14 protein-coding genes are annotated in these 16002 nt (G+C 34.8%); 3 read left to right on the forward strand and 11 right to left on the reverse strand.

The window, feature by feature from the left end:
* Window position 1 precedes the first annotated feature (1 nt).
* From BMY39_RS02015 to BMY39_RS02040, 6 genes are read right to left on the reverse strand one after another with little or no spacing between them, the layout of a single operon-like run.
* Window positions 2-1090, reverse strand: a complete 1089-nt coding sequence (locus BMY39_RS02015) for a hypothetical protein (RefSeq protein WP_092574746.1) — start codon at window positions 1088-1090, stop codon at window positions 2-4.
* Window positions 1091-1102: 12 nt separating this feature from the next.
* Window positions 1103-2791 carry a DUF6909 family protein gene (locus tag BMY39_RS02020; RefSeq protein WP_092574748.1) on the reverse strand — a complete coding sequence of 563 codons (1689 nt, stop codon included), beginning with the start codon at window positions 2789-2791 and terminating at the stop codon, window positions 1103-1105.
* Window positions 2792-2821: 30 nt separating this feature from the next.
* Entirely contained in the window at window positions 2822-3874 is a 1053-nt protein-coding gene (locus BMY39_RS02025; RefSeq protein ID WP_092574751.1) for a GDP-L-fucose synthase family protein, read from the reverse strand.
* On the reverse strand, window positions 3867-4985 hold the full coding sequence (gmd, locus tag BMY39_RS02030) for a GDP-mannose 4,6-dehydratase (RefSeq protein ID WP_092574756.1): 1119 nt from the start codon (window positions 4983-4985) through the stop codon (window positions 3867-3869). Before gmd ends, BMY39_RS02025 begins: the two co-directional genes overlap by 8 nt.
* A 45-nt stretch (window positions 4986-5030) precedes the next feature.
* Window positions 5031-6530 (reverse strand): GH3 auxin-responsive promoter family protein, encoded by a 1500-nt coding sequence (locus tag BMY39_RS02035; protein ID WP_092574760.1) that lies wholly within the window; start codon window positions 6528-6530, stop codon window positions 5031-5033.
* A 3-nt stretch (window positions 6531-6533) separates the two neighbouring features.
* Window positions 6534-7397, reverse strand: coding sequence for a M23 family metallopeptidase (locus tag BMY39_RS02040; RefSeq protein WP_092574762.1), 864 nt, complete (start codon window positions 7395-7397; stop codon window positions 6534-6536).
* Between the two features lie 128 nt (window positions 7398-7525).
* On the opposite strand from BMY39_RS02040, the gene BMY39_RS02045 reads away from it, so the two are divergent.
* Window positions 7526-7708: a twin-arginine translocase TatA/TatE family subunit gene (locus BMY39_RS02045; protein ID WP_092574766.1), complete on the forward strand. Its 183-nt coding sequence runs from the start codon at window positions 7526-7528 to the stop codon at window positions 7706-7708.
* A gap of 73 nt (window positions 7709-7781) precedes the next feature.
* Here BMY39_RS02045 and BMY39_RS02050 read toward each other — a convergent pair whose 3' ends face one another.
* The 3 genes from BMY39_RS02050 to BMY39_RS02060 all read right to left on the reverse strand — a co-directional run bounded on the left by BMY39_RS02050 (window position 7782) and on the right by BMY39_RS02060 (window position 11743).
* Entirely contained in the window at window positions 7782-8759 is a 978-nt protein-coding gene (locus tag BMY39_RS02050; protein ID WP_092574769.1) for a DUF4837 family protein, read from the reverse strand.
* A 20-nt stretch (window positions 8760-8779) separates the two neighbouring features.
* A complete protein-coding gene (locus BMY39_RS02055) occupies window positions 8780-10339 on the reverse strand; it encodes a LysM peptidoglycan-binding domain-containing protein (protein WP_092577526.1) in 1560 nt (519 codons plus the stop codon).
* A gap of 216 nt (window positions 10340-10555) precedes the next feature.
* The gene (locus BMY39_RS02060) at window positions 10556-11743 is read right to left on the reverse strand and encodes a phosphoglycerate kinase (protein ID WP_092574772.1); all 1188 of its coding nucleotides are present in this window, start codon (window positions 11741-11743) and stop codon (window positions 10556-10558) included.
* Between the two features lie 236 nt (window positions 11744-11979).
* On the opposite strand from BMY39_RS02060, the gene BMY39_RS02065 reads away from it, so the two are divergent.
* Window positions 11980-12681 (forward strand): hypothetical protein, encoded by a 702-nt coding sequence (locus BMY39_RS02065; RefSeq protein WP_143064729.1) that lies wholly within the window; start codon window positions 11980-11982, stop codon window positions 12679-12681.
* A gap of 451 nt (window positions 12682-13132) precedes the next feature.
* Window positions 13133-14284: a DNA polymerase III subunit gene (locus tag BMY39_RS02070; protein WP_092574776.1), complete on the forward strand. Its 1152-nt coding sequence runs from the start codon at window positions 13133-13135 to the stop codon at window positions 14282-14284.
* 55 nt (window positions 14285-14339) lie between these two features.
* Here the strand turns inward: BMY39_RS02070 and BMY39_RS02075 are convergent, their stop codons facing one another.
* Window positions 14340-14858, reverse strand: a complete 519-nt coding sequence (locus tag BMY39_RS02075) for an OmpH/Skp family outer membrane protein (RefSeq protein ID WP_092574778.1) — start codon at window positions 14856-14858, stop codon at window positions 14340-14342.
* A gap of 243 nt (window positions 14859-15101) precedes the next feature.
* Window positions 15102-15977 carry a class I SAM-dependent methyltransferase gene (locus BMY39_RS02080; RefSeq protein ID WP_092574782.1) on the reverse strand — a complete coding sequence of 292 codons (876 nt, stop codon included), beginning with the start codon at window positions 15975-15977 and terminating at the stop codon, window positions 15102-15104.
* Window positions 15978-16002 lie beyond the last annotated feature (25 nt).

The raw sequence follows: 16002 nt of genomic DNA on the forward strand, positions 1-16002 counted from the left end.
GCTACATTAATAGACGTTCCTCTTCTTTCTCAATATATTTTTTTAACCCAATAAATAGAAATATTAAAAACGTAATTATCAAAAACAAAATTGGGACTCTTATTTTACTCTTGTCTGTAAATTTATCAACATTATATCCAGCATCTGGAAATTCTGAAATAACATTAACAATATTTTTGCTTTGAACCCTTCCTTTATAGGTGTTTTGTATTTCATTATCAAGCTCTAATTTTCGTTCTATTAATTGAGTTTCATCAACTATTAGATTTTGTTGCTTTAAAGCATCTCCTAAAAATAGGTTTGTGCCTCCGGTTGATTGTGAAACATCTTTCTGTGACTCTGTTTTTCTAATGTCCAAGTATGTCAATACTAAAGAATCATATACATTTTTTTGTATCTCCAAACTCTTTTCCCTTCTTACGAAATTCTCCATTGTTACATCTCGAATTTCTTTTAGATAACTATTATTGTTAGCTAAATTATGCTTTAAACTATCATTTAGTTTAGGGAAAATAAATTTATCTGTAGAAATAACGCTGATCTGATGTGTTTCAAAACTGTGGGATGTTAATCCATCTAAATAATCATTATAAGTAAACGTACTTTTCGTTAAAGAATCTAGTTGTGCTCTAAAATCTGAAAAAAGTTTCATTTTATCATTTTCGTCAATATCTGGTTCGATTGAAAACCCAAGTATAGACCCGGCTTCACTTAAAGATATTCCAAAGCGTTTTGCTAATTCAACCGTATCTCTGTCTTTAGACGCTAATTGGTTTAAAAAACTTATATTTTCATAAACCTGTCTTGCCGATTTATATTTTGTCTCTACTTGCATGTTACCGGCATATAAATAAGGAGCAGACTTATCTAAAAAATAGCCAATTACAACCCCAAGAACTATCGCAAAAAGGTACCATTTTAGTCTTTTAAAAAGATGAATAAGTAACATTAAAAAAATGTTATATACTCGATTTAAAACATTTCCTATAAACTTAAAAAACCTATCAAACATATTCCCAATCATCTTGAAAAGCTGTCCTAAATCTACTTCTTCAGATTGCTGTGGTTGCTGTGGCAAATCCTTACTCATAATTATATTTTATTAATTTAATATTTGTTCTAATATAGTTCTTGTTATTACATATGTTGGTTTCACACCAGAAGTCCCTAAACCTCCAGATGCAAGCGTACTGCCTGTTTTTAATGGATTATCACTGGCATAATAGGCATACCTAACTTTAACATCTGCCCTTATGTTACCTCTTACTTTTGAGGCTGCCTGAATTGCTTTTTGGTAATGTGCGCCTTCCATTTCTAACCCTATCACACTCCAGGTTGATTCAAAAAAGAACTTCAAAATATCCTTGTTTTGAAGTGATGTCCCCAACACCGTAATCATGGAACCTTCACATACATTTACCCCTGGGTATTCTAAATCCTCCTTTTTTAATTCGTTATGAAACGGATAATTATCTGCAGTTCCTTCAAAAATATGCGCTGAAGGAATCATGATATCTCCTTTATTTCCATCTAAAATTCCTGCTTTCCCCATAATAGAAACCGACTCCACATTTAAATGAATAGTTTCTTTTTTTTGCTTAAAAGGCTTCAGTAATTCATCAATGGTCTCATAAGCCTGTTCTCCAAAGGCATAATCCATGACTAATATAACAGGTTTTTTCGATTTCAAAGTGATTTCATCTACTTTAATGTCCAGTTTTGCAGTATCAATTTTTTGGGTGTCAAATATTTGAACGTCTATATTGGCACCAGAGGTATCATCAATATATATCATACCCTCTTGTAACGCCTCCTTTTCTACTTTTTTTCTTAGCTCTACATTATCGTTATTACTTAGCATTTTGTACACATCAAAAACATCGTGCTTTGCGGCTAATGTTTTAAGTGCACTTGGTGTAAAAAGTGTGTTCATTACGCTATGCATATTGGCACTTATAACATGTATTGGCCTATGTATTAATTTATGCTTGTGAAGTGTTTCTTTTATGGTGTTTGCCCAAACTTCTCCATGAATATGGTGACCAATTTCCTCACGTAATACTGGACTAAATCTTACTTCTCGCTTTATATTTGCTGTTTGCTCTTTAATGGCTAATTTACCCAGCCAATAGATAATATGCAGCAATCGTTCTGGTTGAGCGGTAATTGCAAACTCACTATATATCTTGCTTATTTCGCTAAAAGTCCTACCTAAAATATTCGCAGCATGTGTAATGGCTACTTCACGTTCTTTTTGGGTTAATTTTTTACTATTACTTACAACGTGTTCTAATTTTATCCAGTCTCTTGTAGTGCTTCCATTTTCGTCAATAAGCACACTTTTACTTATCTTATGCGATTCAATAAACAAAAATGTAAGGTGCGTTAAAATATCATAAATTTCAGAGCGTCCTCTTGTAATTTCAATATTCATCTGCTCTTCATCAATCCTGTAACAATTGCGTCTTCGTTTTTCGGGAATTATTGGCTTGAAATGAGAGTTAGAATATCCTTCGTCGCTGGTAAGGTTTATTACTGTGCACTCCTCTATGCCTCTTGGTAATCTGTCTATTACATATAATAATCCTTCTAACTCTACTTTTTCCTCAGCAATAGAACCATAAATTTCTGGACGAAGTAGCAATAACGATTGCCGTAAAGTTTCGCCCGAAACACCCATTGGTTTATAAAAGCCTCGATTGAACAAGTGCCGCATAGTAATATACATGCGTTCTATGGCATTAGAGCTTTCCTGAGCTCTTGTTCTTATATGACTTTTCTTGCTAGACATGTAATACGTAAAATCTCGCCAAAGATACTATTATTTAGTATTTGAGATATACCATTTGTATAGAGTTTTTACACCTTCTTCAATTTCTACGTTGTGTTTCCAGCCTAAGGCATTTATTTTCGAGGTATCGGTTAGTTTTTTTAAAGTTCCGTCTGGTTTTTCAGAATTAAACACAAAATCACCTTGGTAATCCACCGTTGTTTTTATTATTAGTGCCAGGTCTTTAATGGAAATATCTTTACCTGTCCCTATATTAATATGCGTGTTTCTTATTTCCATTTGAGATTCAGAAAACATGTCCTTAAAATCTCTGTTTTCCATTATAAAAATGCAAGCATCGGCCATATCTTCACTCCATAAAAATTCTCGTTTTGGTTTTCCTGTTCCCCAAATTTCAACACTTTTTGCAGACACGCCCATTTTTAAGAGATATAATTTTGCCTCATCTATGGATTTTAAATTCAGATCTTTTAAAACCGCATCGTAATCTGCGTTAGATAACAATTTAGCTAAATGCGTTTTCCGAATTAATGCCGGCAATACATGAGACGTTTCTAAATCAAAATTATCATATGGACCATATAAGTTTGTTGGCATTACCGAAATAAAATTAGTGCCATACTGTATGTTGTAGCTTTCGCACATTTTAATTCCCGCTATTTTAGCAATAGCGTAGGGTTCATTAGTATATTCAAGAGTATCTGTAAGCAAATACTCTTCTTTCATGGGTTGGGGACAGTTTTTTGGATAAATGCATGTGCTACCCAAAAACAACAGTTTCTTTACGTTGTTTACATAACTTTGATGAATTACATTATTTTGAATCATAAGATTCTCATATATAAAATCTGCACGATAGCTATTATTTGCCATAATACCGCCTACTTTGGCTGCTGCTAAAAACACGTATTCTGGCTTTTCCTCAGCAAAAAACTTAGCAACAGCTTCTTGCTGCACTAGATCGAGTTGTGCATGAGTTTTGGTGATAACATTAGAATATCCTCTGTTCTTAAGGTTTCTCAAAATGGCGGACCCCACTAAACCTTTATGACCAGCAACAAATATTTTTGAAGTTTTATTCAAAGTAATTTTTAACGGAGTAACCCCCTTCTTTTAAATATTGTTCTTTCTGCATTAATTTTAAATCACTATCCATCATATCCTCTACTAAATCTTTCAAATCGTACTTTGGTTCCCATCCTAGTTTTTTCTTAGCTTTAGATGCATCTCCTATTAACATATCCACTTCCGTGGGACGATAATATTTATCATCAATGGCAATTACCTCTTTTCCTATTTCAATTTGATAGTTTTCATTGTTACATGATTTTACAACCCCTTTTTCATGAATGCCCTCCCCTACAAATTCAAGCTCAACGCCAATATGAGCAAAACACATTTTTACTAAATCTCTTATCGCTGTAGTTTTTCCTGTTGCAATAACCCAGTCTTCGGGCGTATCCGCCTGCAAGACCATCCACATCATTCTTACATAATCTTTAGCGTGCCCCCAATCTCTTTTGGCGTCTAAATTCCCCAAATATAATTTATCTTGAAGTCCCAATGCTATCCTAGACGTGGCTCGGGTTATTTTTCTTGTTACAAAAGTTTCGCCTCTTATAGGTGATTCATGGTTAAACAAAATACCATTACAAGCAAAAATACCATAAGCTTCCCTGTAATTAACGGTAATCCAGTACGCATATAATTTCGCAATGGCATAAGGGCTTCTGGGGTAAAATGGCGTTGTCTCCGTTTGAGGCACTTCCTGAACCTTTCCATAAAGCTCTGATGTGGACGCTTGGTACACTTTGGTTTTCTTAACTAAGCCTAAAAGCCTTACCGCTTCTAAAATGCGTAAGGCGCCTATGCCATCGGTATCAGCCGTATATTCAGCCATTTCAAAAGAAACGTGTACATGACTCATTGCTGCCAAATTATAAATCTCATCTGGCTGCACTTGCTTAATAATTCTTGTTAAATTCGTGCTATCGGTTAAGTCTCCATAATGTAGAATAAAATTTCTATCTTTCTCATGAGGGTCTTGATACAAATGGTCTATCCTATCTGTGTTAAACAAAGAAGCTCTTCGTTTTATACCATGAACTTCATAGCCTTTTTTCAACAAAAACTCACTTAAATAAGCGCCATCTTGCCCAGTAACTCCAGTAATTAATGCAACTTTTTTTGGCATACTATAGTTTTTTAGTCATTCTATATCAAAACAAAAGTAATGTAATTAAGTTTCTGTTTTTTGTGCAGATAATACATCAGCTATCTTTCTATCATTCGATAACCTTGGGATTTTATTTTGTCCACCTAATTTTCCAACAGATTTCATATATTCCTGAAAACCATTTTCTTTCACTCTTGTAATTTTCAATTGCTGTAATACCTTACCTTCAATTAAATCAAAATAATAGGAGTTCTGTTTTTGAAGCGATGCATCAATCCTTTCGGCCAATTTCAATACATCTTTTGGCTCATTTTCGAATTCCACAAACCACTCGTGATAGGGTAAGCCTTCAACTGGATTTATCTGAGGTGCTACCGTGAATTCTGAAATTCGGATATCTGTTCCCTCGATAGCCTCCTGCATCGCTTGTTCAACCTCTTTTCCTATAACGTGCTCTCCAAAGGCCGAAATAAAGTGTTTTATTCTTCCTGAAACAATAATCCTGTATGGGGCTGTTGATGTAAATTGAACCGTGTCGCCAATATTATAGCCCCAAAGGCCTGCATTTGTTGAAATTATCATCACATAGTTCACGTTCACCTCAACATCTTTTATGGTAATACGCTTGGGATTATCGTTAAAAAACTCATCGGCTTTTATAAACTCATAAAATATACCTGAATTTAATTGAAGCAGCATACCTTTTTCATCCTGCTTGTCTTGAAATGCAAAAAAGCCTTCACTTGCCGGATACAATTCTATACTATCTACTTTTCTGCCAATTAAATTTTCGAATTTGGCACGATAGGGTTCGTAATTTACACCGCCAAAAATGAACAGGTTGAAATTTTTAAAAATATCTCCAACCTTTTTACCTGTTTTTTGCTGTAGTTTTTCAAAATACATCTGTACCCATGATGGAATTCCTGAAATAACCGTCATATTCTCAGGCAATGTTTCCTCAACAATGGCATCTACTTTAGTTTCCCAGTCTTCAATACAATTGGTTTCCCAAGAAGGCAATCGGTTTTTTTGAAGATATTTAGGCACATAATGTGCTACAATACCCGATAACCTTCCTAACTGAATACCATTTTGTTCGTTTAAAATCGGGCTACCTTGAAGAAAAATCATCTTGCCGTCCACAAATTTAGCATTGCCCGTTTCATTAATATACATTAAAATAGCATTTCGTGCAGCTTCCACATGGGTTGGCATGCTTTCCTTTGTAATGGGAATGTATTTAGAACCCGAAGTTGTGCCAGAGGTTTTGGCAAAATATATGGGTTTCCCTTTCCAAAGTACATCTTCCTCTCCTGCTACTACCCGCTCCACGTATGGTTTTAAAGTTTCATAATCTCTAATGGGAACGCGCTGTGCGAAATCTTCATATGTGGTAATACTATCAAAATCATGATCTTTTCCAAAAATGGTGGTGCTTGCATCTTTTATTAAACGCTTAAAGACCATTTCTTGTGTTTCAACAGGATTATTTGCCCATTTTTCAATTTTCTTCGCCACTATTTTGGCAAAAGGTTTCGCTAGTAGTGATTTTATGGACATTGTTTATTCGAAATCTATAAAGTTAGTGGGGTTAATAGGGTAGCCATCGCTCCAAAGTTCAAAATGTAAATGTGGCCCCGTGGATAATTCGCCTGTATTACCAGACGTAGCAATAACCTCTCCCGCTTTCACCAAATCGCCTTGACTTTTGGTAAGGGATGCATTGTGTTTATACACCGAAATTAAACCGTAACTATGTTCTAAAATAATAACATGGCCTGTACCCGCAGTCCATTCGGCAAAAATTACAATACCATCGGCCGTTGCTTTTATGGGTGTATCTTTTGGAACTACAATATCTACGGCATAGTGCTTTTCTTTTACATTATAAGCATCACTAATAGTACCTGTAACTGGTGGAAATAATACAAAATTGGTAATAGATGTGGCCGATTCAAACAAATTATACTTATCCTCTTTCTCTACCTTGGCCCTTAACAAGGAATCTTCTTTGGTAGGGCTTAAATCCACCTCGCTAATTTCAAGTTTTGTTGCTTCTACAATAGAATCTCTATTTAATTCTTCTGAAGTTACATCGCCTTTAAGTACTTTTTTTATAGAGCTAAAATATAGCTCGTTCATAGCTAAAACTTGCTGTAACGAATCGGTTTTAAAACTCAAATCGGTAGCCTTCTTCTTTAATGCGGTAGAAGAATATCCAGGGATATACTCCTTTAACGGTGAATATGCAATTAGTAAAATGGTGAGGCCCACTAGCAAAATACCCGATAAAGTAACCACCACAAATACGTTTAATCTGGTGAGTTTTAATGATAAACGTTCCTCGAACGTGTTTTCGTTAAGTATCACCAAACGGTACTTGTCTAGCAGTTTTCTTTTAATTTTTTTTGGTTTCTTTTTTGCCATGTTGCACACAAAATTAAATAAAATAATTTCAAGGATTTGGTTTTATCGTAATGAAACCTCTAGTAATAGTGTTAAAAACGATTTTATTAAACTTTAATTATTAACTTTGTACTTTAAATACAATTATTATGAGTTTTTATACATTACCATTAGCTATTGGAGCCCCACAAATTATTTTAATAGTAGTTGTGGTATTACTGTTGTTTGGAGGAAAAAAAATTCCTGAGTTAATGCGTGGCTTAGGTAGCGGCATTAAAGAGTTTAAGGACGCCAGTAAGGAAGACGAACCAAAAAAAGATAAAGCTGAATAAGTTTTAATCTCAATAAAAATAAAAACCAACACGCTTGTGTTGGTTTTTTTTGTGGGTTTTGTTTTGGTAAAGATTAATTCCCAATCTCAATCGTCTTAATTATCGCCTCTAATTCAAACATATAGTCGCGCTTTTCCACTGAAGGCGCAAAGGCGAACCCTTCGGCTACAATCCAGCGTTTGTTTATTTTATCTTCTATAGCATAATTGATATATGGGCCAGCCATAAATGCATTTTTTACTTGCCACATCCCCTTAGTTTCCAAAGTAGGTTTGTTATCCAAAATAGTTTCACCATGAAAAGGTGTGTATGCCATTTCGGTAGACATATAAGAACCTTCAACAGGACCTTCTATATATTTTTGCCCTATAGAATCTCTAATAGCTACAATTTTATTGACAACACTATCGGTTTTCTTAATGGCACCATAGGGCAACTCATAAAGCATTAAATTTAAAGTTCCCGTGCGGATATCTCTTCGTATCCAGAAAAAATCATCATCTTCCTTGGCAATTCTGTATGCGTTGGGGAACTCAATACTTACACCTAGCTTTTCATTAATCACTTTAGAATTATATAATGCTTTTCGCATTTGGTTTTGGCGTGCTGCCAATTCAATTTTTCTAAAGGTTTCAATTATTTTCGCTGAGTTTTCATTTAAGATAGTGATAATTTCATCTTTCGTTTTCCCTGCAATTACTATTACTTTTTGAGGTTTGGCATACACATTATCACGAATAACCATACCTGCCTTTTTTCCCATTTCAATTTTTAAAACAGTCCTCGTTCTAGTGATAAAATCTGTAAAAACTTGAGGTGGAATTTGGTTGATATTAAAGATGGGTTCGTCCTGCGGTAAACCATAAACCGGTTCTGTAAGAATATTGCGTATGGCTTCACCCAAGCGCCCTTTCCAGTTTTCATTATCTATAACTACAGAAATGTCATTAATCCTGCCTTCGGAATCAAAAAGTATCCTTTGGTTTTTAGATTTGTCGTTACACGATATAAACAATACTGCAATTATTAAAATACCTATTAGTTTTCTCATTGTGTTTGTTTTTTGGGAAGTTAGCTTTTTCCGATTTTTAACTTCATTCCTGGTTTTAGTTTATTACCACTAATACCGTTCCAATCTTTAATATTTTGGATAGAAACTCCAGAAAATTTTTGGGAAATGCTCCAAAGTGAGTCTCCATTTTGCACCGTATAGATAATTACCTCTCCCGAAATAGGCTTTGGTTTTGGTGTGTTTACAGCAACTGTAGGCTTTGAAACCACAGGTTTTCTTGGATAAATAGAAAGGCGTTGGCCAATTTTTAAATCGTTGCTTCGCAATCCATTCCAACGCTTAATATCGCTTACGCGTACCCCATAAATTCTTGCAATTTTTCCTAAATAATCACCCGATTTTACACGATAACGAATTCTATCATTTGCATTAAAAAACTGCGGTAATGGTTTTTCACGTTTTTCTAATTCTTCTTTAGCGTAAGCATATATTTTTTCTTCGTTATTTACAAAAACTCCTATAACATCAGTTGGCAATCGCAACGTATAATTTTCACCTTTAACTACAGGAATAATATCCAACTTGTAAGATGGGTTTAAAAACTGAAGCTGCTCTACGGGCGTTCCCGTAATTTCAGAAACCTGATCGAGTGTTATCATTTGCTTTACCACTACGGTATCGGTTTCAAAATATACCAATTCTGGTTTGTAACGCTTAAAACCGTGCTCTTTGGCGTACTCAAAAATGTACATGTTTGCTAAAAACGCTGGTAAATAACCTGCGGTCTCTCGAGGCAAATTATGGCGAATATTCCAATAATTTTTATATCCTCCAGAGCGGCGAATGGCTTTTGTTACGTTTCCTGGGCCCGAATTGTAAGCCGCCAAAGCCAAATCCCAATCGCCAAAAATCTGATATAATTTTGCTAAATATTTCGATGCAGCCGTTGTAGATTTTATGGGGTCGCTGCGTTCATCAACATAACTGCTTACATCTAAACCGTATTCCTTTCCTGTGCCAAACATAAACTGCCATAAACCCGTAGCGCCAACCCTAGATTTTGCATTGGGTTTTAAGGCAGATTCTACAACGGCTAAATATTTAATTTCAAGTGGAATATTTTGATTGTCCAGCTCCTGCTCAAACAGCGGAAAGTAAAACGCACTCATGGTCATGAGTTTCTGTAAGTGTTTGCGCCTGTGTTTTAAATAGGATTTTATAACACTTTCTAACGACGGATTGTAAGCCACATTAAACGGTGTTCTTGCATCCAGTTCCTTCAATCTCTTCTTTAGCGTATCAGTGGGTAGTTCTGGGTAATCTACCTCTTCAAAAGTCATTTCTGTAACCGACTTATAAATAGTATCAAACAGCGTATTATTATAGAGCTCTTCTCGCCATTTTTTGTCTATTTCTGCAAGATATTCATCATCCTTAAGCACTTTAATATTAAGGCTGTCCTCTAAAGGAATTGCCTCAATAGGGGTTACCACAATTTGTTTGGTATCCACCAAAGTGTCCTTAATTGTCTTGTTAGCCACATTGGTAGAATCTTGCTCTTGCGCTAAGCAAAACCCATTGGCAAAGAGAAAACATATGATAAAAAACCGAAAGCCCATAACTTCTAATTCGTCGCTTGTAAACGATATTATGGCTAAAATCGTATTTTTTAGTTGAAATACAAAAATAAAGACCTCATAGCGTTTAAATCTATGAGGTCTTTTCAATGTTTATATTTCAAAATCTGTTACGTATTTTGAAAAAATTCTGTCAGTTCGAGTTAATTCTACGATTGAAATGCTCAAAACTACTAGAACTTACGTTTGGCTTGATTTCTATTTTAATATCGCAGCAATACCTGGCAATGTTTTACCTTCTAAACTTTCTAACATCGCACCGCCACCAGTACTTACATAACTTACTTTGTCTTCGAAACCAAATTGCTTAACTGCCGCTACAGAATCGCCACCACCAACTAGTGAGAACGCTCCATTTTTGGTAGCTTCTGCTATAGAATTTCCAAGTTCTATAGTACCCTTTGCAAAAGTTTCCATTTCAAAAACACCAAGCGGTCCGTTCCAAAGAATAGTTTTAGAAGCCATTACCACCTTGTGGAATTGCGCTCTAGATTTTGGACCTGCATCAACACCTTCCCATCCGTCAGGAATGGCATTGATATCGCATACTTGCGTATTGGCATCATTACTAAACGCATCTGCAGCAATAGTGTCTACAGGAATATGTATTTGTACATTTTTAGCTTTAGCCTGCTCTAAAATTTCAAGCGCTAACCCCATCTTATCATCCTCACAAATAGAGTTGCCTATTGTTCCACCTTGCGCTTTTACAAAGGTAAATGCCATACCACCTCCAATTATTAAATGGTCTACTTTATCTAAAATATTTTCAATAATGGTAATTTTAGAAGATACCTTTGCACCACCAAGAATGGCTAAAACTGGTTTTTCTCCAGTTTCCATTACTTTTTTAATGCTCTCAATTTCTTGTGCCAATAAATTCCCGAAACATTTTTTGCCTTCGAAAAACTGCGCTACAATAGTTGTAGAAGCATGTGCTCTGTGAGCCGTACCAAATGCGTCGTTAACGTAAATATCGCCTAGTTTCGAAAGTTTTTCGGCAAAGGCTTCGTCGCCCGCAGTTTCTTCTTTGTAGTATCTTAGGTTTTCTAGCAATAAAATTTCTCCTGGTTCTAGGTTTGCCGCTGCAGTTTCAGCCTCTTCACCAATACAATCTGAAACAAACTTTACACCTACGCCTAAAACATCTTCTACTTTAGATACGATATGCTTTAACGAAAACTCATCTTGAAAGCCTTTTGGGCGCCCTAAATGCGACATTAAAATACAGCTGCCGCCATCTTCTAAAATTTTGATGATTGTAGGTTTTGCAGATACAATTCTTGTGGCATCGGTAACCTCAAAATTTTCGTTTAGTGGCACATTAAAATCTACACGTATTAATGCTTTTTTATTTTCGAAATTGAAATCGTTTAGCGTCTTCATTATTATGGTTTTATATCTAATTAGAACACAAATGTAACTAATTAAACAGCCATAAAAAATGACTTTTTTCACGAAAACGTTTGAAGTCCCATAATTTTTTTGAGATTAGTTTTTTGTTTGATGATAGCGTCTTGATTTTGTGAGAAAAAAATGATAACTTCGTTTAACGGCGAATATAGGGCATTCCAACGGCGCGTATCCATAAACCCATTGGCAACAATATGAAAAAACTCAAAATGCCGAAAATAAATGACTCTCATAAAAAGAATTTGCGAACAGCAATCTTTTTTGTCTTAGGCGTAATTTGCACGCTTGCAATAACGAGTCTGTGGAATAAAGCACTACCAGAAGAGCCAATTATTGTAAAAGAAGTTAGCGATTCAATAAAAGTTGTCCACGAATATAAAATTCCAAAAATTGATGATTCGTTGGAGATAACTTTAAAGAAAAAGTTAGAAAACTTGGAATTATTGAATAACTACGAAAAGGAAATCGATAATAGAATTAAGCGCATTGAAAACAAATCTAAAAATTCTGCAATTCCAAACCTTATATCTTTAAAATTTTCAGAATCTTATGAATCTAAAGGTTACACTCAAGGAAACGCAAATAGCTTTTTTAAAATGGAATGTCCGAATATTAATTCTGCGGAATTTATAGACTTCAGATTTGACTTTTTTAATCCAAAAATTCTTGATGAAATTGCCTTTCTTAGATTAAACATTTACAAGTTTGAAAAAACATCTGATAAAGAATCAAGAAGTTATATCCTAAATCAATTTTACGAACCTTACGAAAACAATGACAACTTTATCAGAATAGAAAACAATTTAAAAAGTGGGAAATACGAAATAATGATTGGATTTACATTAAAAAAAGATTTGAATAAAAAGTATCCTGACTTTTATATGAAGAAATGTATTCTAACGAAAAAATAAAAAAACTACAGCCAACAACGTATAAAATTCATTGCTAGTTCTAGCCTACTTACGAAAGTCCTCGCGGACTTTCTATCTGTGATTTATTTACTAACTTTAGTACTTAAAACACTCAACTGATCTTATACAAAACCGTTAAACGAACCCTTCCAAAAACCAGCAGTCTCCTCTCCAAAACATAGCTTCTGCAAATAACCCCGCGTTAGGGATTGCAGCCCTTCGACTCCGCTCAGGATAAACTTCATCCTTTTTAAAAACTTGAAGACGACAAGTATATAGAGCTCTTAATTGATGTAGATTGCCTGGTCGTAAACTCCTCACAATAACGTAATTTTAAAAAGATATAGCGGAAAGCCCGACCGAAGCGATCCTGCAAGGTTTCTAAAAAACCTTGTAGGTATGAGCGAAGGGAACGCCCAAAATATTTAAAAAATTCATTTACTTTTGTGCGATGCTGTTTCAGGATATTTTAGGGCAAGAACATATTAAAGCGCACTTAACGCAAAGCGCGGATAATGGGCGCATTCCACATGCGCAGCTATTTGTAGGGCCAGAAGGTAGTGGTACCTTGCCCATGGCTATTGCCTATGCGCAGTATATTTTATGTAATAATAGTGAAGGTGAAAATATAGCTGGTAACGAGGCGTGCAATTTAAAGTTTAAAAACGTTTCGCACCCTGATTTGCATTTTGCGTTTCCGGTAACTACCAGCGATAAGGTAAAAAGCAAACCTGTTTCTAGTTTCTATCTAGAGGAATGGCGACAGCTATTAAAGGAGCAGCCTTACGGCAATTTATTCGATTGGTATAAATTACTGGGTGTTGATAATAAGCAAGGGCAGATTGGTGTAGATGAGGCGCATGAGATTGTAAAATCGCTAGCCTTAAAGTCTTACGAAGGCGGTTACAAGGTGATGCTGATTTGGATGGCGGAAAAAATGAATACCCAATGTGCCAATAAATTATTGAAACTTATTGAAGAGCCGCCCAACAAAACCATTTTTTTGCTGATTGCTGAGGATGAGGAACAAATTATTAATACCATTAGATCGCGTTGCCAGATATTACATTTTCCGCCTTTGGCTGAAGCCGTGATAAAAGACGCTATTATAAACAACTACAATTTAGAAGCGTCGATTGCTACAAAAATTGCGCATCAAGCCAATGGTAATTACAATAAGGCGTGCGATTTGGTATATCATGATTCTGAAGATACCCAATTTGAAACTTGGTTTATTGCTTGGGTACGCAGTGCGTTTAAAGCGAAGGGGAACAAAGCCGCCATACACGATTTAATTTCCTGGAGTGAGGAAATAGCCAAAACTGGCCGTGAGACCCAAAAACAATTTCTCAATTTCTGTTTGGATTTTTTCCGTCAGGCATTACTACTTAATTATAACGCTACAGATTTGGTGTATCTAGAACCGAAAACGGAAAAATTTCAGCTAGAAAAGTTTGCGCCTTTTGTGCACGGGAATAACATTATGGATATTAGTAACGAACTACAAGATGCCATTTATCATATTGAACGTAATGGGAATTCTAAAATAATACTTACCGATTTATCTATTAAATTAACGCGGTTGTTGCATAAAAAAGCATAAAAAAAGCCAGACTATATGTCTGACTTTCAGTTTTTTATAAATTCAAAATCGCTTTTTATTCTTTCTTGTACTCAGCATTTAAAGCATCTAGAATTGTTTGCGTTAAGTCATTTTCTTCAGTACCATAAAGTACAGAGGCTGCAGCATCACTAGTTCCTAAAATGTAGGTATAGCCATTTTTCTTACCGTAGTCTTTTACGAAATCTTTCACTTCAACAATAAGTGTATCAATATCTGCTTGAAACGCTATTTGAATAGATTGCTGCTCTTGCTGAATTCTTTGGCTCAACAATTGCTCTTTCTGTTGAATTTCTTGCGATAATTTTTGAAGATTAGCCTGCGACATGCGTTTTGCTTTAATCTGCGCTTCTTTTAAATCTAGCTGATACGCATTCACCATGCTATCCCTTCTTTTGTTAAAAGCTTGCTCTCTTCCTTTATAACGCTCTTCTAAATCTTTTTTAGCTTGGTAATCATTAATTACGATACTATTATCTACATAACCAATTTTATTTGGTTTTTGGCAAGATGCTAAAACTAGCATCGCGAGCATTACATAAATTATGTTTTTCATTTTTTTAGTTTTTAGTTTGAATTGATTTTTTCAAATCCGCACAAATGTAATAAAGTATGCGAAATTGAAACCTGTAATGCTTGAATTTTTGTGTATAAGCAATAATTATATCAATTTGATTTTGAAATAAGAATTATCTATTAAAAACAAACGCAAATAAAGCGTTCTAAGCGACGATTAGATTTTGCTCTTGAATTTAGCGTCTTACTTGAAAAGAGGAAAGAAACTTTGTTATAATTGCTTTTAGCTGTTTTTTATGATATAAATTAAAGATGAAGCCTCTTTAGTGCGTAAGGCCTTGATATTTGATAGTAGGCCAATCCAAAATCCTTTAATTGGATTCATCTTTCCGTTTTTATATTTTTCAGAAAGCAAGCTCACATAAAATGCATCGAACCACATGGGTTTAGTTTTTACAACGTTGAAATCAAACTTAGAAACTAATCTAGAAATCGAATCACGATTAAAATGCCAAAGATGTCTGGGCACATCATAAGCAGCCCAAAACTGTTTATAATGTTTTGCATCATAGCTTTTATAATTTGGGACAGCAATTATTAAAGTGCCATTTGGTTTTAAAAGGGTTTTGAAAATTGCTATCTGATCATCTAAATTTGGTAAATGTTCCAACACATGCCAAAGTGTAATTACATCGAAACTTGACGTTTCAAATTTTAAAAGTTGTTTGGTTTCAAAAACAGAATTATTAGTTTTTTTATTTGCAATTTCTCGTGCTTGTTCGTTAGGTTCAATTCCGGTAACCAGCCAATTATTTTCTAATGCTGTTTGCAAAAAATCGCCTGTTCCGCATCCAATATCTAAAAGCTTTTTCTCTTCTGAATTTTTATGCTGAGGCTCTCGAAGCAAATAAGTATTAATTAAACCTAATTTCTTTTTCAAGGAAATACTTCGAACAATGTGATATACTTTTTCAAACACATTTCTTCTTGCATCTGTATGAGAAATGTAATCTTCACTCTCGTAATATTCGGGTAATTTTTCTTTTGAAGGTTGGGGTGTCGTTTCAAGAAAGCCGCATTCAGAATTCTCAATTAATTGAAATTCTTCTCCCGATACCGAATGGTCTTTTACAGTTAAAACAACGGTTTTATTTTTCATTTGAAATAGATTCTGAACTTGATTC

It is taken from the genome of Hyunsoonleella jejuensis, from assembly GCF_900111025.1.
GTDB lineage: Bacteria > Bacteroidota > Bacteroidia > Flavobacteriales > Flavobacteriaceae > Jejuia > Jejuia jejuensis.